At 44.5% G+C, this 21,803-nt stretch carries 21 protein-coding genes and 1 riboswitch; of the genes, 14 read left to right on the top strand and 7 right to left on the bottom strand.

Going from position 1 to position 21,803, the window contains the following annotated elements; genetic code table 11:
• Positions 1-6: 6 nt before the first annotated feature.
• The 5 genes from AC3WJC_RS14590 to AC3WJC_RS14570 are packed head-to-tail and all read right to left on the bottom strand — an operon-like array spanning position 7 to position 4,762.
• Positions 7-984, bottom strand: coding sequence for an AAA family ATPase (locus AC3WJC_RS14590; RefSeq protein WP_492399840.1), 978 nt, complete (start codon positions 982-984; stop codon positions 7-9).
• A gap of 1 nt (position 985) precedes the next feature.
• Positions 986-2,167, bottom strand: coding sequence for a DUF4350 domain-containing protein (locus AC3WJC_RS14585; RefSeq protein WP_492399839.1), 1,182 nt, complete (start codon positions 2,165-2,167; stop codon positions 986-988).
• 1 nt (position 2,168) lies between these two features.
• Positions 2,169-2,900 carry a DUF4129 domain-containing protein gene (locus AC3WJC_RS14580; RefSeq protein WP_492399838.1) on the bottom strand — a complete coding sequence of 244 codons (732 nt, stop codon included), beginning with the start codon at positions 2,898-2,900 and terminating at the stop codon, positions 2,169-2,171.
• Position 2,901: 1 nt separating this feature from the next.
• On the bottom strand, positions 2,902-3,801 hold the full coding sequence (locus AC3WJC_RS14575) for a glycerophosphoryl diester phosphodiesterase membrane domain-containing protein (RefSeq protein ID WP_492399837.1): 900 nt from the start codon (positions 3,799-3,801) through the stop codon (positions 2,902-2,904).
• Positions 3,785-4,762, bottom strand: a complete 978-nt coding sequence (locus tag AC3WJC_RS14570; RefSeq protein WP_492399836.1) for a stage II sporulation protein M — start codon at positions 4,760-4,762, stop codon at positions 3,785-3,787. Before AC3WJC_RS14570 ends, AC3WJC_RS14575 begins: the two co-directional genes overlap by 17 nt.
• An 88-nt stretch (positions 4,763-4,850) precedes the next feature.
• Between AC3WJC_RS14570 and AC3WJC_RS14565 the strand changes: the two genes are divergently transcribed.
• Positions 4,851-5,582, top strand: coding sequence for an RDD family protein (locus tag AC3WJC_RS14565; RefSeq protein WP_492399835.1), 732 nt, complete (start codon positions 4,851-4,853; stop codon positions 5,580-5,582).
• Here the strand turns inward: AC3WJC_RS14565 and AC3WJC_RS14560 are convergent.
• Both AC3WJC_RS14560 and AC3WJC_RS14555 read right to left on the bottom strand, forming a co-directional pair.
• On the bottom strand, positions 5,564-5,920 hold the full coding sequence (locus AC3WJC_RS14560; RefSeq protein ID WP_492399834.1) for a DUF2752 domain-containing protein: 357 nt from the start codon (positions 5,918-5,920) through the stop codon (positions 5,564-5,566). The two genes, AC3WJC_RS14565 and AC3WJC_RS14560, sit on opposite strands and share 19 nt — an antisense overlap.
• Positions 5,920-6,360, bottom strand: a complete 441-nt coding sequence (locus AC3WJC_RS14555) for a DUF5684 domain-containing protein (RefSeq protein WP_492399833.1) — start codon at positions 6,358-6,360, stop codon at positions 5,920-5,922. Before AC3WJC_RS14555 ends, AC3WJC_RS14560 begins: the two co-directional genes overlap by 1 nt.
• 157 nt (positions 6,361-6,517) lie before the next feature.
• Between AC3WJC_RS14555 and AC3WJC_RS14550 the strand changes: the two genes are divergently transcribed.
• From AC3WJC_RS14550 to AC3WJC_RS14490, 13 genes are all read left to right on the top strand, one after another.
• Positions 6,518-8,503: a DUF3857 domain-containing protein gene (locus tag AC3WJC_RS14550; protein WP_492399832.1), complete on the top strand. Its 1,986-nt coding sequence runs from the start codon at positions 6,518-6,520 to the stop codon at positions 8,501-8,503.
• Between the two features lie 9 nt (positions 8,504-8,512).
• Positions 8,513-10,426 carry a DUF3857 domain-containing transglutaminase family protein gene (locus AC3WJC_RS14545; RefSeq protein WP_492399831.1) on the top strand — a complete coding sequence of 638 codons (1,914 nt, stop codon included), beginning with the start codon at positions 8,513-8,515 and terminating at the stop codon, positions 10,424-10,426.
• A 10-nt stretch (positions 10,427-10,436) separates the two neighbouring features.
• Positions 10,437-11,066, top strand: coding sequence for a leucyl/phenylalanyl-tRNA--protein transferase (gene aat / locus AC3WJC_RS14540; RefSeq protein WP_492399830.1), 630 nt, complete (start codon positions 10,437-10,439; stop codon positions 11,064-11,066).
• Positions 11,067-11,088: 22 nt separating this feature from the next.
• The gene (gene ruvC / locus AC3WJC_RS14535) at positions 11,089-11,691 is read left to right on the top strand and encodes a crossover junction endodeoxyribonuclease RuvC (protein ID WP_492399829.1); all 603 of its coding nucleotides are present in this window, start codon (positions 11,089-11,091) and stop codon (positions 11,689-11,691) included.
• A gap of 88 nt (positions 11,692-11,779) precedes the next feature.
• Positions 11,780-11,983, top strand: a riboswitch (cobalamin riboswitch).
• Positions 11,984-12,114: 131 nt separating this feature from the next.
• Entirely contained in the window at positions 12,115-13,092 is a 978-nt protein-coding gene (locus tag AC3WJC_RS14530; RefSeq protein WP_492399828.1) for a ribonucleoside-diphosphate reductase small subunit, read from the top strand.
• A gap of 108 nt (positions 13,093-13,200) precedes the next feature.
• Positions 13,201-15,573: a ribonucleoside-diphosphate reductase subunit alpha gene (locus AC3WJC_RS14525; protein ID WP_492399827.1), complete on the top strand. Its 2,373-nt coding sequence runs from the start codon at positions 13,201-13,203 to the stop codon at positions 15,571-15,573.
• A 186-nt stretch (positions 15,574-15,759) separates the two neighbouring features.
• Positions 15,760-16,449 (top strand): OmpW/AlkL family protein, encoded by a 690-nt coding sequence (locus AC3WJC_RS14520; protein WP_492399826.1) that lies wholly within the window; start codon positions 15,760-15,762, stop codon positions 16,447-16,449.
• Between the two features lie 106 nt (positions 16,450-16,555).
• A complete protein-coding gene (locus AC3WJC_RS14515; RefSeq protein ID WP_492399825.1) occupies positions 16,556-17,215 on the top strand; it encodes an outer membrane beta-barrel protein in 660 nt (219 codons plus the stop codon).
• A gap of 134 nt (positions 17,216-17,349) precedes the next feature.
• On the top strand, positions 17,350-18,084 hold the full coding sequence (locus tag AC3WJC_RS14510) for an outer membrane beta-barrel protein (RefSeq protein ID WP_492399824.1): 735 nt from the start codon (positions 17,350-17,352) through the stop codon (positions 18,082-18,084).
• Positions 18,085-18,106: 22 nt separating this feature from the next.
• Positions 18,107-18,310 carry a cysteine-rich CWC family protein gene (locus AC3WJC_RS14505; protein ID WP_492399823.1) on the top strand — a complete coding sequence of 68 codons (204 nt, stop codon included), beginning with the start codon at positions 18,107-18,109 and terminating at the stop codon, positions 18,308-18,310.
• Positions 18,311-18,428: 118 nt separating this feature from the next.
• Positions 18,429-19,172 (top strand): 3-oxoacyl-[acyl-carrier-protein] reductase, encoded by a 744-nt coding sequence (gene fabG, locus AC3WJC_RS14500; protein WP_492399822.1) that lies wholly within the window; start codon positions 18,429-18,431, stop codon positions 19,170-19,172.
• A gap of 9 nt (positions 19,173-19,181) precedes the next feature.
• Positions 19,182-19,703 (top strand): hypothetical protein, encoded by a 522-nt coding sequence (locus AC3WJC_RS14495; protein WP_492399821.1) that lies wholly within the window; start codon positions 19,182-19,184, stop codon positions 19,701-19,703.
• Between the two features lie 25 nt (positions 19,704-19,728).
• Complete coding sequence (locus tag AC3WJC_RS14490; protein WP_492399820.1) at positions 19,729-21,795, top strand: vWA domain-containing protein; 2,067 nt, start codon at positions 19,729-19,731, stop codon at positions 21,793-21,795.
• Positions 21,796-21,803 lie beyond the last annotated feature (8 nt).

The following is a 21,803-nucleotide window of genomic DNA, read 5'->3' as shown; positions in this document are numbered from 1 at the left end:
GATGGTTTATCGGGGCACTTCAATTTTGTGGATGATCTGGCCGATCACGTCATCAGTACTCAGGCCTTCCATTTCCTTATCCGGGGTTAGCATTATACGATGACGTAACACGTGTGGTACTACCCATATCACATCATCAGGTGTAACAAAGTCGCGGCCGTTAATGGCTGCCAGTGCTTTCGCGGCGTTAATAATGGCCAGCGATGCCCTTGGCGAGGCACCCAGGTAAAGCGATTTGTTGTTGCGTGTTTCAAACACAATGCGGGCCACAAACTCCAGTATTTTTGGTTCCACATGAAAGCCGCGCACCTGTTCACGCAGTTCCACGATCTCCTGTGCCGAAAGTACGGGTTGTATGTCGCTCAACTGGTCGGCACGTTTGTGCTGATGCTGATTGGTGATGATGGCTATCTCTTCTTCAAGCGATGGGTATTTAACTTCTATCTTGAATAAAAAACGATCGAGTTGTGCCTCGGGCAGGCGGTAGGTACCTTCCTGCTCAATAGGGTTTTGGGTGGCTAACACCAAAAACGGCTCATCCATTTTATAGGCGGTGCCATCAATGGTCAACTGGCGCTCTTCCATCACCTCAAACAGGGCCGATTGTGTTTTGGCCGGTGCCCGGTTTATCTCATCAATCAGGATGATGTTGCCGAAGATAGGCCCATGCTTAAACTCAAACTCCGATGTCCGAGGGTTAAATACCGGCGTACCTAATATGTCCGACGGCATCAGGTCGGGCGTAAACTGTATGCGCGAGTAAACCGCGTTAATGGCCTTGGCTACCAGTTTAGCGGTAAGCGTTTTGGCAACGCCCGGTACCCCCTCAATCAGTATATGCCCGTCGGCCAGTATGCCGGCTATGATCAGGTCGATACTTTGCTGCTGGCCTACAATTATTTTGCCCAGCGTATCCTTTATCTGTCCAACCGCGGCGTTAAGCTTGTGCAGGTCGGTACGGTTCTCAAATATTTCTTCTTCCATTTTAATATCCTGATAAGGTATAAAATTTTTCTATTAATCGGTTCAGTTCAATCAGTTCGGCATCGCTGATATCGGTTTGGTTAAAAACAAAGCCAATAAAATCAGTCATCATCCGTATATAATCAGCGTCAACGCCCGAGCGCCTGGTAAGTGCTTCTACAAATTCCGGGTCGAGCTTGTTGGTTTTTATATTATACTTTTCGCGCAGCGATGTTAAAAAGTAAATTGATTTTTTGTAGGCGATGTCAACATTGTTACGGCGCTCATAGTATACCTGGCCAACCGTGGTTACAAACTCTACGGTAGCGTTGGCCGGCGGCTCAATAACGGGTATGGCACGCTGGCGGCGTTTTACCCCGTAAATAACATACACCAGCAGGCCAAACAGCGCGATATACCACGCCGCCCGCAACGAATCATTATTAAGGATAAACCGCATAGGCGAATCGGTACCGGCCATGCCCTGGGTGTAAAATTCATCCCACAAAATAACTTGCGGCTTGCCCAGGTAGGATAGCGCCGTGGCCGAATACTGCGCCCCCTGTGTTTTTAACAGGCTGTAGTTGGTAAATAGCTTGGGGTTGGCCAGCAGGTATAAGTTGCCCTTGCCTGCTTTGTATTTAATAAAATTAGCTTCGCCTTGGCTGTTTTGGCCAAGCAATACAGCTCGTGCGGTATCAATGGTGTTAAATGAATTATTGATGGCACCTTTATCAATATGGTACTGGCGTTCGTTATCCAGTTTGGGGTTAACAAAACTAATATATTCTGATGGTGCTGCCATTCCAAATACGCTGGCCGCGTCAACATGAAGGCTATCCTGAAATATAGTACCGAAGGATTCCGCAGCGATAAATACATCATTGCCGCGCCGTGCAAAATTCATAATGGCCTTGTAGTCCTCATCAGTAGGGGCAATGCGGCTGGCAATAATAATATAGGCTGATTTTTGATACCGGCCGGTGGTTAAAGTAACAAAAGGTGTTTCCCGGTGCGCCGCTACCCGGCTCGATGGAAATATATCGCGCAAGCGATTATAGGCAATGTACGTTCCGAATGGTTTTTTGTGCCCGTCAATATAGGTGGGTGTCCAGTCGGTAGGTTTGGGTTGATTATACTGTAATATGGTATAACAAATCAGCAGCAGCCCTGCAACAATAAGGTATATTTTAAGGCTCCTCATTTTATAGCTGCTCCCTGAATTTATTGAACAATCCGTTAATGTCATTAAAAGCCTGTTCGTCTATCGTAAAATTACCGTACCAAACATACTCAAACCGGCGCGTTAATGAGCCAAAGGCCTCGCGCTGCGGTTTTTGGGTAAGTTCGTAATAATAAGCTTTGTTGGTTTTATCAATTTGCCACTGTATCAGGTTACGGTCGCTCAATTGTTTCAGGCATTTGAGGTAGAGCAGGCGCACTGCCAAACGGTAGTTGCGGTTGCTGATGGCATCATCAAGTTCATCATCAAAATTGATCTCATGGATGTTCTCCAGCGATTCGGTGTAAGGCAGGGATGTTTTTTTTGAGCCCTTGCTTAAAAACAAGCCTACATCAATACCTACCGCTTTCAGGATCACATAAACAGCTCCTGCCGCTATCAGGCCTAATATCAAGTATTTTAATATAACCAAAAGTACAGGCGACCGGCCAACTTCAGCGGCAAGCAGGTGTACTATCCATGCCAAAAATATTTGCCAGAACGATAGCTCTGTTTCGGTTTCAGTATCTTTATACTTAAAATCGTCGCTTTGGCTGTACGTGCTGATAGCATCCTCGCTAAAAGGCCTTACCTGCACGGTCGAGCTATCGCGTACCACAACAGCAGCAGGCTTTTTAGCTTTATCCGCGTAGGTATAACCAGTCAAAAGCAAAAGCAGGCCCGTTAGCCAGAAAGTAAAAACGCTTTTGTACATCTTAATACTCTTCGGTAGGCAAGTGTGAAGTATCCGGGCCTTTTTCGCCAAGGGTGTTGATGCGGTTTAAAATGCCTGTGCCTTCTTTTTGTTCCTCATAACTAAAGTAGCATAATGACATGGATACAGCCATTACGGAGTAGGAGAGGTAAAAAATATTGATCAGCAGGCCAAAGAGCAATAACAGCGGAAACATCACAAAATCCCACTTTAAAAACATTTTTGATACCATGAGTATAGTTACCGGCATACTTACAATAGCACTGGATATGGATATGATCATGCTTACCACTACTACTATACCAAAAGTTACCCACCAGTTGCCCTTAATTAACTGAAAGCATTTATTAAAAGCATGGCCGAACGAGCCGTTTTCTATAATAATAATAGGGAGCAGTAAGCTAAACACAACAGCCAGATAAATACCCGGTAACAGGCATAAAAAGCAACCGGCAATAGTTAGCAGCATCGTCACAAAATATGACCCTATTGAACGGAAGAAATAGTATTTATAATAACCCCATACCTCAAGCAGGGTAGGCTTTTCATCGTTGGTTTTATCCTTATAGATGGCAATGTAGCTGTACGTTACAATAAATACGCTCATTAAAAACAAGGTAAAGCAAACGTAAAATAAGCCGATGCCTATCCATTGATCGGCACCACGGCTTTGGTAGCCGAATACGTTGTTAGGCGTGTTGGTGTTCATGCTGTCAACGGCATTATCAATAGCGTTGGCCTGCATGTTGGCGTATGCTACCGTATTAAGGAGTATAAAAAAGCCACATATTACCAGCAGCGGTTTCATTAGCGGTTTAAAGTTTTCCTTTATAAAAGTAAAGGTGTCGCTAATGTTCTCGCCAAAATCTCGTACACGGCGTAATTCAAAATGAGGTTTCATCAATATGGGTTTGGATCAAGTTAAGTTTGCGGTTAAGCAGGGCGGGGTATATAATCACATACCACACTATAAAGGTAAACGATGTTGCCAGTATAGCCACACTGGCTATGGCGGGCATTTCGGTATGGCGGGTAACATAACCCTCTAAAAATGCTGCTACTAAAAATATAGGTACAATGCCAATGGCTATCTTCATACCATCAAGCGCGCCGCGTTTAAGCGATACCAGGCGATTATAGGTTTTTGGAAATAGCAGGCTGTTGCCCATTACCAGGCCCGACGCGCCAGAAATTACCAGCGCCGATATTTCAAGCGTGCCGTGTATCCATATTACCAATACCGATTGCAGGCCCAGGCCCTTGCTGAAAAAGTAATACTGAAACGAGCCCAGCATCACCCCGTTAAGCATCAGGTTATAAATGGTGCCTACTGAAAATAAGATACCCAGGGCAAACATGCGCAGCTCAACATATATGTTATTAGCGGCTATAGCGATAAACATAAAGCCCGAGCTTTCAAATTTATATACCCCGAAAGGGTCGCCTTTGGCAATGTTATCGTTCGTCATGTTTACGTAGCTGTTGCCCAAAATAAGGCGAACAAACGTATCATCATACATGGCAGACAGCGCGCCTATCAAACAAAAAACAAAGAAAAACCCGAAGGAATAGAGCAGTTGCCTGCGGTGTTTATAAAAAAGCAGGGGCAATTCTGTTTTCCAGTACGTTACAAAACGGTTGGTTTTTTCTTTTTTATTACGATAAATGGATTGATGAAAGCCCGATGCCAGGCCGTTAAGGTATTGCGTGGTTTTAGAGCTCGGGTAAAAAGTTTTGGCGTACGCAAGGTCATCGGTGATGCTTATAAAGCTGTCAGCCAGGTGGTCCGGTTCTTTGCTCTTGTTAACTTCGTACTGTTTCCAGCGTTCCGAATTTTGTTTGATGAACAGTGCCTCACGCATCTTATAAGCTTCAGGTAAATTTGTGTTTAAAATACCGATAAAAATTTAATCTGCAATAAAAACCGCAACAAACTATTATTTTTAGCCCATGCAAACCGTAACCATACATACGTCACAAAATATTGGTATTGATTATGAAGTAGCCGGTATTGGCGATAGGGTACTGGCCCGCATGATTGATTATGGCATTTTTATAGCGTTGCTGATAGCCAGCCTGCTGGTGATACCCAATTTAGGCGGCGGCGATAGCTTAATGTTATGGTACTTTGGGGTATTATACGCCATGTTTGTTTTTTACGACCTGGTTTGCGAGATGTTTTTTAACGGCCAAAGCCTGGGCAAACGCATCATGAAGATAAGGGTGATCAGCCTGGATGGTAAGCGGCCAACCTTTGGGCAATATCTTATACGCTGGCTATTCCGGATAGTTGATTTTGTAATAACCGGCGTTATAGGCCTTATTTGCGCTGCAGTAACGCCCCACGTACAGCGCGTTGGAGATTTGGTTGCTAATACAACATTGATACGGACTAAACCACGCACTACCATTGATAATTTAGTTTACGCGCCTACAGCCGATACTTACGAACCGGTATTTAAACAAGCCGCGCAATTAACCGATCGCGACATCACCTTAATTAGCGAGGTAATACAGGCCTATACCCAAGTTGGCAATGCTGCATTAGTTTATAATATGGCCGAAAAGTTGAAAGGGCATTTGGGCATAACCGTACCCGAAACGATGAATGATATGCAGTTTTTGCAAACCATTATAAAGGATTATTCGCACATGGTATCACATCAGGATGCCGCGCTATAAGTTAGGTGGAGGTTCCACATTTTAATGATGTAGCTTACCATAACTATGCTTGCCGCTATTATAAACACGGCTTTTCTGCCTGTGCCTGTCTTGTTATCCAAATTAAGTTTTTGGCTTACAGTAAAATATATAAAAGCGCAAAGCAGCGGTATAGTAGGGGGGTAAAGCTGAAAACTGGCTTGCCAGTCGCCTTGTAATAAGGCTAAAAAGGATCGTTGAAAGCCGCAACCGGGGCAATCAATATGGGTAAAGTATTTAAAAGGGCATGGTAGCAAATGGTCTTTCAGCCAACTGAATAGTTGTTCGCTGAAAGGCCATGCAATAACATATATCGCCATTAAAATTTTGGCGGTGGGTTGTAGTTGTTCGGATCAAAGTTCGGACGTGCCGCACCTGCACCGGCAGGGCCGATATACTGATAATTGCCGAAGCCCAATATCGGGAAGAAGATAAAGCCTAATAATAACAGGCCGATAGTAAAACCTTCGCTTTGGCCAAAACTTTTACTTAACAGGTTGATGGTCCACACGGCAACTACAATGTTTGCACATGGTATTAAAAATAAAACCAGCCACCAAATAGGTTTACCTACTATTTCAAGCAATACAATAATGTTGTAAATAGGTATAATGGCCGCCCATCCCGGTTTACCGGCTTTAGTAAATATTTTCCACAGCGCGATAACATAAATTACCCAAATAATAAGTGCCGGGATGGAAAAAAGTGCGGCGAGCATAGATGCCTGGCCCGCGTTCATTGAGCTGTCGTAAGGTTCCATAGTGTGAGATTATAAGATTTAAATGTGGTTTATTAACCGCAATGTAATTGTTTGGTTTTCACAAATGAAAAATTTTTATCCAAATATTAGTGAATGCCAAAATATTCGTAATTTTCCGCCCTTAAACAATTTGATTAAATACCCTATTCCTTAGCACATGAAAAAACTTATACTAAGTTTAATTGCGGGCGTATTATGCTTATCCGCCAACGCTCAAAAAGCGGTCTCTCCTGCCGCAACTTATCTAAAATCATTCGGTAAAATTGATGTAACCGATCTTGAACTTAAAAACTGTGAATTTGAGCCCGATGCCAATGCCGAAGTTTTGTTTGATAGGGGCGATGTTTACTTTGATAACGATTTTAATGTTGTTATTGAACGCCATAAACGCATCAAGATATTCAATGTTAACGGTAAAAAAAATGCCGATATCAGGATAGAATATTACAGTGGTAACCACCTGGAGTATCTTACCGACTTACAGGCGCAAACCATCAACCTGGAAAACGGAAAGCCCGAGATAATCAAGATCGATAAAAAACAGGTGTTTACTGAAAAGGTAGACAAGAACCGTTCGGCCCTGGTGTTTTCCTTCCCGAATGTTAAAGCGGGGTCGGTGGTGGAGTTTAAATACAGGCTTACCGCAACTTCAATCGCTGATTTTCCGGAATGGTATTTTCAAGGTAAAATACCGGTGCGTTACAGCCAGTTAACTACCAAAGTGCCCGAGTATTTTTATTATAAACCGCAATTGCGTTCGGCCCATATGTTTACGGTAAATAACAACACTACCGAATCGGGTACATTAGGTGCGGGTTCACAATCCATGGGTTATACTATAGATGTTGATACGCGCGGCATGGCCAACGTACACTCGTTAACTGATGAGCCTATGATGCGCTCGGACGTGGATAACCTGCAAAGCATCGCGTTTACGCTTAACACCGTAAGGCCCATAGGTGGCTTTGTTAAAACCGCTGCCGATACCTGGCCTAAAATTGGCGGTTTGCTGGCTGAAGATGAGGATTTTGGCAAGCAGTTAAAGCGTAAACTGCTAGGCGAAGAAGTTATTATTAACAAAGCCAAGCAATTGGCTACCGATAATGATAAGATAGGCTACATTTTTAACGAGGTGAAGAAAACCATGAAATGGAACAACGTTGACCTTTGGTTTACTAATGACGGCACCGTTAAAGCATGGGAGAAAAAAACAGGCAACGCGACAGAAATTAACCTGATACTTTTTCACCTGTTAAAGCAAGCCGGCGTTAAGGCTTACCCAATGGTAGTAAGCACACGTGATAATGGCCGGATCAACCCCTTTAATCCAAGCCTGCGCCAGTTTAACCGGGCGGTAGTATATATCCCGATTGATACTACAAGGCATTATGTACTTGATGCATCTAACAAGTACAACCTGTATAATCATGTGCCTGATAACCTGCTTAATTCATCAGGTTTGTTTATTGATAAGGAAAATGACCGCTGCGATGTGGTGTTTTTAGCAAACCCGGAGCCTGTAAGGCAATCGTATTTTGTTAATGTAGAAATAAAGCCGGATGGCAAAATGGTAGGTACCAACCAGGTGAGCAGCTATGGCTACAACAAAATAGCGCGTACGGCCAAATATAAAACCGATGGGGAAACCAAGTTTATCGAGTATCTTAAAAATAACGATAATAACCTTAAAATATCATCGGTAAAGTTTGAGAACATGGATATTGATACCCTGCCGCTGGTGCAGAATATCGCTTTTGACCTTGACTTAACTGGCTCCGACGGTAACTTTATCTACTTTAACCCAAACGTGCTTACCATGATGCACACTAACCCGTTTTTGAGTGAGAACCGTTATACCGATATTGATTTTGGCTATCGCGACAACACCACCTTTACCGGTATGTACAAAATACCTGCTGGTTACAAGGCCGAAACACTGCCTAAAAGCGTTAGTTTAACCCTGCCTGATAATGGGATGGTTTTTCGCCGCATTGTTAATGCCACTAATGATATGATCTCCATCCGCTACGTTGTTGACCATGTTAAAACTACCTACTTTAAGGAGGATTATGCCGATTTCAGGGAGTTTAGCCGCCAGATGTATGAGATGATGAACGAGCAGATCGTGTTAAAGAAATCATAAGCCAGCCCCATGTTTAAAAAGTTATTGATGCTAAGTATGCTGCTTGCGGGCAGCATGCTGGTTTTCGGGCAAAAGGTATCTCTCGATCTATATAAAGCCTCAACTATTCCGGATTCATTGAAAACCGACGCTGATGCTGTTTTGCGTTATAAAACAGAGGAGTGCACCATCAGCGGCCCCGGCAAAATGATACACAAGGCGCATTCAATTGTAACCGTACTTAATGAAAACGCGATAGACGAAACACGTATTATATTGCCGTATGATAAAACCTCGTCTATCAATGCCTTTCAAATGATCGTTTATAATGCTGATGGCGGGGTGATCAAAAAATACAAAAAGAGTGATATGTATGATCATTCGGCAGTTGATAACATTTCTATTATCACTGATGGGCGTATCAAAGCCATGTCGCACACGGTTGCCTCGTACCCGGTAACTATCGAGATGATATTTGAGTTGGAGGATAATGGTACCCTGAGCTATGGCAGTTGGTATTTGCAGGAGGCGGAGCGTTCGGTGCAATACTCATCATGCACATTTATTGTTAACCCGGCTGCCGGGTTGCGTTACATTAGCCGCAATACTAACATCGCCCCGCAAAAATCGGTGATCAACGGCAATAACGTGTATAGCTGGAGTGTATCAAACCTCAAGGCTTTTAAGGATGAAAAAGGCGTGCCCGACTGGCGCGTAGCCCCAAGGGTTGATTTTTCGCCGGTTAGCTTTCAGTACGATGACCGACCGGGCGATATGAGTAGTTGGGAAAACTTTGGCAAGTGGATACAGGCATTAAATACCGATGTAAATACACTGCCGCCCGCCCGTGCCGAAGAGTTTAAAAAAATGACCGCCAATTTTAAAACCGATAAGGAAAAAGCTAAATTTTTATACGAATACCTGCAGCAGAACATGCGCTATGTTAGTATACAGTTAGGCATAGGTGGCTTTAAGCCCTTCGCGGCCAACTTTGTTGATCAAAAAAAATATGGCGATTGTAAAGCCCTTTCAAATTATATGTATGCTATGCTTAAAGCGGTTAACATACCCGCTAATTATGCGCTGGTACGTGCGGGAGAAAACGGCGAACCTGCCGACTATGGCTTTAGCCAGAACAGGTTTAACCATGCTATTATCTGCATCCCCTTTAAAAATGATACTACCTGGCTGGAGTGTACCAGTAATACGCAGCCCTTTGGCGTATTAGGTCCTTTTACCGAGAACAGAAATGCGTTGCTGATAACCGAGGCCGGCGGTAAACTGGTAAATACCCCAAAAAGCAGGGCTGCCGATAATGTATTTAACAGCAAGGTAAGCATTAAGCTAAACGCGGATGGCAGCGCCGTATCAACCATTAATTTGCAAAATACCGGGGAGTACCGGGATCTGCTGATCAGTATCGCCCGGATGTCACTCGATGAACAGAAGGAGTATCTGATCCGCTTTTTAAGAATGAAGCAACCTGCAGTATTTAACATTAAGCCGGTTGATGATAAGGACGGTATAAAAGGCCTCGACCTGGAGATGGAATATGATAAGTTTAGCGATGCCATAGCCGGTAACCGCCAGTTTTACAAGCCCGCTGCTTTTGAGTTATGGGGTAGCACCTGCCCGGTTGAAGAAAAACGTAAAACTGATTTTTATTTTGAGCATCCCCTGCAAAAAAATTGTGTTACCACCATTAGCCTGCCCGAAGGTTTTGAGGTGGAGAACATGCCGGCCAATCAAACGCTTAAATTCGCTTATGGCGATTATGTGCTGAATTACGCTTACGATGCCGCTAAAAACCAAGTAGTAAGTACAGCCAAATTCAATTTGAATAACCATATCATTCCGGCAGCAAAATACAGCGAAATGCAGCAGTATATGGATGCCGTTGCTAAAGCGCAAAACAAAAAGCTGGTTATAAAGCGCAAGGCTTAACTTTGCGCTGATGATTTTCAGGCTTGATGAACGTTTGCTGTTTCCGGACCCGGTACTGGCCGAAGAGGATGGCCTGCTGGCCGTAGGTGGCGATTTGAGTGCCGAACGGTTGATGCTGGCTTATAAAAGCGGGATCTTCCCCTGGTATAGCGATGATACACCCATACTGTGGTACTCGCCGCATGAGCGTTTTGTGTTGAACCCGGCGACAGTAATCATCTCAAAAAGCATGCGGCAGGTACTGCGCTCGGGCAGATTCAGGGTAACGTTTAACACCGCCTTTACAGAGGTGATACAGGCATGTTCGCTGGTGCCGCGCGAAGGGCAGGATGGTACATGGATCACCGGAGACATGATGAAAGCCTACATCCGTTTGCACAAATTGGGTAAAGCCCATTCTGTCGAGGTATGGCAGGCTGATGCCTTGGTTGGTGGGTTGTATGGCGTTGAGGTGGGTAAAATATTTTGCGGCGAAAGCATGTTCAGTAAGTTAAGCAACGCGTCAAAAGCCGCCCTCGTTACCCTCTGCCAAACAGGCAAGTACAGCCTGATCGATTGCCAGGTATATACCGAACACCTGGAAAGCATGGGTGCGGTAATGATCAGTCGTGATGATTATATGGCGGCACTGCGGCAATAATCTGTTACCTTCGCGTTTATACATGCAAAGCATCAACACACCAGAGCGTATAATTTTAGGTATTGACCCCGGTACCGCCGTAATGGGTTACGGCCTGGTAAAGCAAACCGGCTCAAAGCTGGAGCTCATTAGCCTGGGTGTGGTAAAAATGGGTAGCCTGGACGACCACATGCTGAAGTTGCAACGCATCTTTGAAAAAACGGTAGCCCTTATTGATAATTATCACCCCGATTGCCTGGCCATTGAGGCGCCCTTTTATGGCAAAAATATCCAGGTAATGCTTAAACTGGGCCGGGCGCAGGGCATGGCTATGGCCGCCGCCTTATCGCGCAATGTGGATATTACCGAATACGCTCCGCGTAAAATTAAACAATCCATAACCGGCAACGGCAATGCCACCAAAGAGCAGGTTGCCGGCATGATACAGCGCTTGCTGAACTTTACAGAAACACCTGATTTTCTGGATGCTACCGATGGATTGGCTGTGGCCGTATGCCATGCCTTTCAGCGTAATATTGGCGGTGGCGGCAAATCATCATCAGGTTCAAAAAAATCATATTCAGGTTGGGATACCTTTGTTAAGGATAATACAGCGCGCGTATCAGGCGTTGGTAAAAAAAAGTAGATCGGTGTTTATAACTTACCCTTGATGTTAAAAACTATCACTACCTCCGTCCATCTATCATCGCCTATCTTTGAAGACACAAGATAGTTCTTTGTATGTACTGTAAAGGTTGCCGGTTTTTAGGCCGGTGTTAAAAGGGAACCATGTTAAACTCATGGGCTGACGTTGCAACTGTAGTATTTTGGATATTAGAGGGTTGCATATAGTGAATAAGTGGTATTCATCACTTATCATTAACGATTTCCGTTTGACTAAAATAGAGCCAGATACCTCCCTTACAGCTTGACAAAACTTTCACGTAATAAGGTTTTGCCAGAAGAAGTAGCCTGCCTGCTTGCGCCATGTTGCGCCAGCCTGTTGTGCCTTCGTCTTTTGACAGTTCCTGAATTGCAATAACATAAAATATTAACTGACGAGGCGCTTATGAAACAGGAAAACGACGAAGTATTGCTACGAGAGAACAAAGACCGCTTTGTAATTCTCCCCATAAATTATCCCCAGATATGGGAAATGTATAAAAAGCATGAAGCCAGCTTTTGGACAGCCGAAGAAATTGACCTTAGCGATGACCTGAAACACTGGGAAACGCTTAACGCCGGCGAAAAGCATTTCATATCGCACATACTGGCGTTTTTTGCCGCCAGCGATGGTATTGTTAATGAAAACCTGGCCGTAAACTTTATGAGCGAAGTTCAGGTGCCCGAAGCACGTTGCTTTTATGGTTTCCAGATCATGATGGAGAACATCCACTCCGAAACTTACGCGCTGTTAATTGATACTTACGTAAAGGATCCTATTGAAAAAGATCGTCTTTTTCATGCTATTGATACCGTACCATGTGTTGGTAAAAAAGCGGCATGGGCACTTAAATGGATCGAGAACGGAACTTTCGCGGAACGCCTTGTGGCCTTTGCCGCGGTTGAAGGTATCTTTTTTTCAGGTAGCTTTTGCTCACTGTTCTGGCTTAAAAAACGCGGCCTGATGCCGGGCTTAACGTTCAGTAACGAGCTGATCTCTCGTGATGAAGGTATGCACTGCGAATTTGCCTGCTTGCTATACAGCATGCTGAGCAACAAATTGAGCAAAGAGGCCGTTACCGAAATAATTATTGACGCGGTAGAAATTGAAAAGGAGTTTGTAAGCGAAGCCTTACCGGTAAACCTGATCGGTATGAACGCCAAGCTGATGAGCCAGTACATAGAGTTTGTGGCCGACAGATGGCTGCAGGAGTTGGGTTATGATAAGCACTATAACGCCACCAACCCGTTTGATTTTATGGAGATGATAAGCCTGCAAGGCAAAACCAACTTTTTTGAAAAGCGCGTAGGCGACTACCAAAAAAGCGGCGTACTGAATGCCGTGCCTGATAGCAAATCATTCTCGCTGGATGAGGACTTCTAACAGGCCCGCCCAGCCTCCCCTAAAGGGGAGGAGCAAAAAAGACAATTAACTATAATAAAATACACTCACTTAGAAATTCCCCCTTTAGGGGGTTAGGGGGCACGCAGTATGTTTGTAATAAAAAGAGATGGCCGCAGAGAGTCGGTAAAATTTGATAAGATAACAGCACGTATCGAGAAGTTGTGCTACGGTTTTAACCTGGTTGACCCGATCGACGTTGCTAAAAAGGTAATTGAGGGTTTGTATGATGGCGTAACCACGTCGGAGCTGGATAACCTGGCTGCCGAAACTGCCGCGTCATTAACTACCAAACACCCGGATTATGCTTTGCTGGCATCGCGTATAGCGGTATCAAACCTGCACAAAAACACGGTAAAATCATTCAGCGAAACCATGCGTATGCTGTATGAGTACGTGGATAGCAAAAACGGTAAAAACGCTTCGCTGATCGCGGAAGATGTTTGGGAAGTGATCAGAGATAATGCTGAAGTACTGGACAGCACTATTATTTACGACCGCGATTTCGGGTTCGATTACTTCGGCTTTAAAACGCTTGAGAAATCATACCTGTTAAAAATCGATGGTAAGATAGTGGAACGCCCGCAGCACCTGTTTATGCGTGTATCGGTAGGTATTCACAAAAGCGATATCGACAGTGTTATAAAAACTTATAACCTGATGAGCGAGCGTTGGTTCACCCACGCTACACCTACACTGTTTAACGCGGGTACGCCTAAACCACAAATGTCATCATGCTTTTTGCTGACCATGAAGGATGACAGCATTGACGGTATTTATGATACGTTGAAACAAACCGCCAAAATTTCGCAAAGCGCGGGTGGTATCGGTTTGAGCATTCATAATGTACGTGCAACCGGTTCATATATCAGCGGTACTAATGGTACCAGCAACGGTATTATCCCGATGCTGAGGGTGTTTAATGATACCGCCCGTTATGTAGACCAGGGTGGCGGTAAACGTAAAGGCGCCTTCGCTATTTACTTGGAGCCTTGGCATGCTGATGTATTCGAGTTTCTTGACTTACGTAAAAACCACGGTAAGGAAGAAATGCGCGCCCGCGACTTGTTCTATGCCCTTTGGATTTCAGACTTGTTTATGAAACGCGTTGAGGCCAATGAGGACTGGAGCCTGTTCTGTCCGCACGAAGCACCGGGTTTGGCTGATTGCTTTGGTGCTGAGTTTGAAGAATTGTACACTAAATACGAAAGAGAAGGCCGTGCCCGTAAAACCATCAAAGCACAGGAACTTTGGTTCGCGGTGTTAGATTCACAGGTAGAAACCGGTACGCCATATTTGTTGTACAAGGATGCCGCCAACGCCAAATCAAACCAGCAAAACCTGGGTACTATAAAAAGCTCTAACCTTTGTACCGAGATCATGGAATACACCTCGGCTGATGAAGTAGCGGTTTGTAACCTGGCATCGCTGGCCTTACCGCGCTACATCAACAACGGCGTGTTCGATCACGATAAACTATATGAGGTTACTTACCAGGTTACCATTAACCTGAATCGTATTATCGACCATAATTATTACCCGGTTGATGAGGCCCGTAATTCAAACCTGCGCCACCGCCCGATAGGTTTAGGCGTACAAGGGTTGGCCGATACCTTTATACAACTGCGTTTGCCATTTGAAAGCGATGCCGCCAAACAACTGAACATTGAGATATTTGAAACCATCTATTTCGCTTCAATGACGGCTTCAAAGGATCTGGCTATTCAAGATGGCGCTTACGAAACCTTTAAAGGCTCTCCGCTGTCGCAAGGTAAATTCCAGTTCGACCTTTGGGGTGTAACTCCGGAGAGCGGCCGTTGGGATTGGGAAAACCTGCGCCTTGATGTAATGAATCATGGTGTGCGTAACTCACTGCTGGTAGCGCCAATGCCTACCGCGTCAACCTCGCAAATTTTAGGTAATAACGAGTGCTTTGAGCCTTATACCTCAAACATATACACCCGCCGTGTATTAAGTGGTGAATTCATCGTGGTAAACAAATACCTGCTGCGCGACCTGGTTAACCTGGGTTTGTGGAACACCGGCATGAAGGATAAGATTATCAGCGCGAACGGCTCAATTCAGGATATTCCTGAAATACCTGCTGATATTAAGGAACTGTACAAAACCGTATGGGAAATTAAGATGCGTAACATCATCGATATGGCTGCCGACAGGGGCGCTTATGTATGCCAGTCGCAATCGCTTAACCTGTTCATTAACTCGCCAAACGCATCAAAACTTACTTCAATGCACTTTTACGCATGGAAGAAAGGCCTTAAAACAGGTATGTATTATCTGCGTACGCAAGCGGCATCGCAAGCGGTTAAATTTACGGTTGAAAACCAGGGCGGTAAAAACATGGAGCCGGTTATTCCAGATCACGTTGCCCAGGTTGCTGATGAGATACCCGCAGGCCCAAGCTGCTCAATGGAAGAGGGCTGTGTAACCTGCTCGGCATAATCAACATGATTTAGCTGTTAAAAAATAGCTTTAGTATAAAGCGTGGGCGTATTCAAAAAACGCCCGCGCTTTTTTGTTTAAGGGCATTTTTTTGCATGATGAGTATCATCCCCGCAGGTGCTCCCCGTCATGTGTCGCCATTGCGGCATCTAATACATTTGAGGCATAGATCAACTTAAATGTATTATGAAAAATTTACGAATACTACTTGCCGCAATTTTACTCATTACCACATCAACAACCTTTGCCCAGCAAAAAGGAGAATGGAACATTCGCCTGCGCGGCGTGGGCGTTATCCCGCAGGAAAAAGCCACCATCGGTGTAGTCGGCGGTGATGTCGACATCAGCAAGAGCTTTATCCCTGAACTTGACTTTACTTATTATATTGCCAATAATTTTTCGGCTGAGCTGATATTGGGTACAACCCGACACAAAGTAAAAACCACCTCATCAAACCTAACCGCCATTGGCGGCCCTGCATCTGCCGATGTTGATTTGGGTAAAGTATGGCTGCTGCCGCCAACGCTTACCCTACAATACCATGTGCCTACCGGCAGTATAGTAAGGCCTTATATTGGCGCAGGTGCCAACTACACCATTTTTTATGGTGCCGATGAAGGCTCGACCGTTAAAGGCGTTGATTACAAAAATAGCTTCGCCTTTGCCGCGCAGGCTGGTGTGGATATCGACCTGAACAAAAAATGGTTTGTAAACGTGGATCTGAAAAAGCTGTTTCTCTCTACCGATGTTAAAGTAGATGCCTCAAATCTCACCCCGGCCAATAACCCCGGCCTGGAGCCCACATTGCGTAATATACCGGCTGATGTTAAGATAAGGCCGTGGCTGATAGGTATAGGTATTGGCTGCCGCTTATAAAAGTTAGCTAAATAAATAAAAGCGCTGTGCCAGTTAAACGGTTCGGCGCTTTTTGCGTCTGTAACTCTAATAAACCCAAACATTCACCTTTTTCCTTCATCATAAAATGATAAACCTATACCTGCATCAACCATATAAGTTAGTATGCTTGCTGATCGCCCTGTTATTGTGTGCCACTGCTAAAGCCCAAAACCCGGTTATTGAGTACGAACCCGACGAAAGTTACGCTGGTTTTAACGAGGGTAAAGGTTGGGCCGTCGGCGGTGAGTTTGGTTACGATTTCCCGGCAGGGGCTTTGAGCCAGAATTATCGCGTGACGCCTACCTATGGCATCGGCGTTTATAAAAAGCTGGATAATTTTACTCTGAATTTTAATATCAATCATCATGCTTACCCGGTTAAAAGTAATGCTATGGGTATGGTTGATGATAAATTTATTGTGTTGGGATTTTACATGGGCGGCGCGTATGATAAACTGATCACGCCTTTTTTTAAGGTTTACGGCGGCCTTAACCTGGGCGGCTGGCTCAAACGTTATGAAGATATTTATGACGTTGATGATTATTGCGATTGCGAGGTAAACAACACCAACTTTTACTTTGCGCCTAAAGCGGGGCTCACTTACTTAACCAGTAGTCATATAGGTATTGGTGTTGAGGCCAAATACAATGTTTACATAACGGGTTATGATTACCTTACTGATACACGAGGAGGTAAGCTGTTTAACTCCGTTGCGGCAACATTGATGCTTACTTATCATTTTTGAGGGATTGCTCATCGAGTTTTATTAATCTTTTGTTACATGATTTTCATATTGATTAATTTTTGTATCAATTACGATTGATAAGTATAAGGCATATAGGTTATTTATTACATTTGGGCTTAATTCCTTGTCACTCAATGAATATCTTATTTCCCCGTATCGTTCTAAGCATCATCTGCATTTTAATTTTTACTTGTTTAATACATGATCCGGCAAGCGCGCAAAGGCGTTCAAGCCGTGGCCTGAACTATGATGGCGATGCGCCGGGTTTTGGCAGCGGTTACGGCGATGGTGAGCCCGCGCAATGGGGCGTGGCATTACAGGCAGGTTTTGATTCGCCCAGTGGCGACCTGGGCGAAAGTTATAAAGGTGCACCCCTGGTAGGCCTCAGCATACTTAAATATTTTAACAATTTTACCTTTGGCATTACGGTAAGCAGGCATAGCTATAAACCTGCAATTGATGATGTTTCTGTTGAGGTGGATGTGGGCGGGGAGATGCCGGCATACAGCCAGAGCGTTAAGCTGACCAACAATAAGTTTACCGGGTTTTATGCCAGCGCGGTATACAATATTGGCCTGGCGCAAAATTTTAAATTTTATGGCGGGGTAAACTTTGGCGGCATGACATCAAGTTTCGGCCTCACGGTTAGCGGTACACAGGAGAATTATTCGCAAAGTTATACCGACAGGTATAGCTATTTTGCCGCCAAATTGGGCTTTGATGTAGCCCTAAGCAATGGATTCAGCTTAGGCATTGAAGGAAAATACAATATCTTTATGAAAGGCAGCGTAAACACACGTACCGGCGGCGAAGGTTTTACTACACAAAAATCAGTAGCCGGTGTAGCCATGCTTACCTATAGCTTTTAGGCAGTATAAACGAGGATAAAATATGCATTCAAAACATGAGGTGATACGATGTGAGCGCTGCAACACCGCTTTTGAATGCAAGGCAAACTCCTACACCAAATGCCAGTGCAGTACCGTACAACTCACCCTTAACGAAACTCAGTACATCAGCGAAAATTACGACGGCTGCCTCTGCGCCCAATGCCTGCTCATTATTCAGCAGGAGTATAGGGAGATGATTGTTTAGTTTTAGGGAGCCCGAAAGTCCGTGAGTCCGAAGTCCGAAGTAAGAGGAACTTCTTCCGGACTTTCCGTCTTTCGGACTAATTTATTACCTTCACAGCCTCATATTCAACATTGAAATAATGAAACTATTAGAAGGAAAAGTTGCCCTGGTTACAGGCGCTTCAAAAGGTATAGGTCGTAAAATAGCCGAGAAATTTGCCGAGCATGGCGCTAAAGTGGCTTTCACTTACTTGTCGTCTGTTGAAAAAGGACAGGCACTTGAGCAGGAATTGCAGGCTTTTGGTACCCAGGTTAAAGGCTACCGTAGCGATGCCTCTAAGTTTGATGAAGCCGAAAAACTGATCAATGATATTGTTGCCGATTTTGGTACGATTGACGTTGTGGTTAACAATGCCGGTATCACCAAAGATGGCCTGCTGATGCGCATGACCGAGGAGCAATGGGACGAGGTGCTTAACGTAAACCTGAAATCCATATTTAACGTTACCAAAGCCGCCTCAAAAATTATGATGAAGAACCGTAAGGGCTCATTCATCAACATGAGTTCGGTAGTAGGTGTGCAGGGCAACGCCGGCCAGGCCAACTATGCGGCATCAAAGGCAGGTATCATCGGTTTCTCTAAATCAATAGCTAAAGAATTAGGCTCACGCGGTATACGTACCAACGTGGTAGCACCAGGCTTTATCCGTACGGAAATGACCGACGTGCTCGACCCTAAAATAGTGGAAGGATGGACAGCGGGCATCCCCCTTAAACGTGCCGGCGAAACCGAAGACGTGGCCAATGCCTGCATTTTCCTGGCATCAGATATGGCAGCTTACATTACCGGCCAGGTTCTCCCGGTTGATGGCGGTATGTTGTAAACAGCATTTTTGCATAAACAACATAAGGCAGTAAAAATTGAGCTGATTGGTTTTCTTGATGAAGTTCAATGGAACAATTTTATTGGAACAGTTGATTCTGCCCTGTACTTAAATAAAGAGATGTATATCAAGCTGTATGATAACAGCTATAGGTTAAATCAGCGTAGGCTAAAGTCCACAACAGCATTGACAATGGATGGAATAGATGTATTAACAGATATTCTTTATAACTATAAATATCCGAAACCTCAATCTATTGACGGTACAATATTGATTGATGAGCCGGTTGGATGTTATAATCCCAGAAATGCTATCATCTTTAAGGATTTAAATAACAGAATTATTGAATACATAGAAATCTGCTTCGAGTGTTCAAAAGATAAGTTTAGTTCACCTAAAATCAGAAAGCTAAGTTATTGCGGGCGAACTTATAATATGTTAAGGGATTTTTTTGTGGATAATGGGATCAAATATGGCACAGCGTATTCCAAAAAAATTGATATGCAGTGTCAAATGCCTTTTCAACAATAAAAAACAGCATATTTGGTTATCAAGTATGCTGTTTTTGTTTTCAATAACCTGGGGAGATGTTTCGGGCTGGTGGCTGCCGGTGTGTATGCTGGCTGGCTTGTTATATGCCTGGGTGTTGTACAGGCAGCCGGTAAATATCTCAAAAACTTACCGGTATATATTATTCGCGTTACGGGCGTTGGTTGTGGCGTTTGTTGGTTTTTTGCTGCTTTCGCCGCTGGTTAAATCTGTAAGTTACAAGCCCGAAAAGCCATTGGTGTTGCTTTTGCAGGATGGTTCGCGCTCTGTAGGCCGGTCAGGTAAAACAATATCTACATCGCTTAAACAATTAAAACAACAACTGGGTGATGATTACCAGGTGCAGGATTTTAGCTTTAGCGACAAATTACACGATAGCCTGCCCGTTGCGTTTAACGGAATGCAAACCAATATAGCCGCTGCCCTGCATCAATTGAACGACCGCTTTGTGAACCGCAATATCGGCGCGGTGGTATTGGCTACGGATGGTATTTATAACCGAGGTGCCGATCCGCGATATGAGGCTCGTAATATTAAGGCCGGGTTTTACACCATCGCCCTGGGCGATACCACGCACCGCCGCGACCTGCTGATCGGCAATATCAGCTACAATAAAACCGCTTTTTTAGGGAACGAATTTGTAATAGAAGTATTGGCCGAAGCCTACCAAAGTAACGGCGAAAACATGCGCCTGAACATAACCGAGGACGGAAAGCAGGTTTATACAACCCAAATTAAAGTAAAGGGAAGTACCTTTAGGCAGGTTATCCCTGTAAAATTGAATGCCGGTAAAAAGGGCTTACGGAAATATGTGGTAAACATTACTCCTTTAACTAACGAAGTTACCACCGTAAACAACAGCGAAACCTTTTATGTAGATGTGTTGGATGCCAGGCAAAAAATACTGCTGGTATACCAAAATGTACATCCGGATATCGCGGTCATCAAAAACGCTATCGAAATCAACCGTAATTATGAGGTTAAAACCACATCGCTTACCGAGCTGGCTACTGTAAAACCTTCCGATTACGGTTTGCTGATCTTGTTTCAGCTACCTGCGTCAGCGCCGGGGATACAACGGTTTATAGTCAGCGATTTGCCCATATGGTATACCATAGGCGAACAAGCGGATGTGACGGCATTTAACAACAGCCAAAAGCTGGTAAACATTGCCGTTGGCAGCAATGATATGCAGGAAGTTTTCGCGCAGCCTAACGATAGCTTTTCGGCGTTTACCTTGAGCGATTCTACCCGGCAAAAAATGACCAGGCTGCCGCCGTTACTGGCTCCGTTTGGTACTTACAGTAACACACCTTCCGCAGGTATTTTATTAAAACAACGCATAGGTAACGTCAACACCACCTACCCGCTGCTGGCATTTACCAGCGAGGGCGGCAGGCGTACCGCGGTGCTTACCGGCGAAGGCTTGTGGCGCTGGAAACTGGCCGAGTTTGCCGCCTTTGAAAATAACAATGCCCTAAACGAATTAATGAGCCAAAGTGTGCAATACCTCACCGCCAATGCCGACAGGCAGCAGTTCAGGGTATACCCGGCAAAAAGTGTTTTTGATGAGGGCGATGATGTGCTGCTAAACGCCGAACTTTATAATGACGCGCTTGAACTGGTTAACACGCCCGATGCCCGTATCAGTATAAAGGATGAAAAGGGACGTAATTACAGCTTTTTATTTAGCAGGGCAGGGCAGGCTTATAACCTTAATGCAGGCAATTTGCCGCCTTCGGAGTATACTTATTCAGCCACGGTAAAATTGGGAAACAAGCCGTTCAATGCATCGGGCAAGTTTACCATCAGGCAAATAGATGCCGAAGCCCGGCAAACCGTGGCCAACCATCAGTTGCTGCGCGATATAGCCAAACAAAGCGGCGGCGCTATGCTGATGCCAAATGAGATCAGTAAACTTGCGGACCTGATCCGGAAGAATGAGAACGTAAAAACCGTGGTTTACGAAGATAAACGCTACAGCGAACTGGTGGATGTGAAATGGGTGTTCGGTATCATTCTGCTGCTGTTAGCCGCAGAGTGGTTTATGCGCAAGCGTGAAGGGGAAATATAACGTCAATC

The organism is Mucilaginibacter sp. FW306-07-L (genome assembly GCF_058782065.1).
This window is presented reverse-complemented; position numbering and strand designations above follow the sequence as displayed.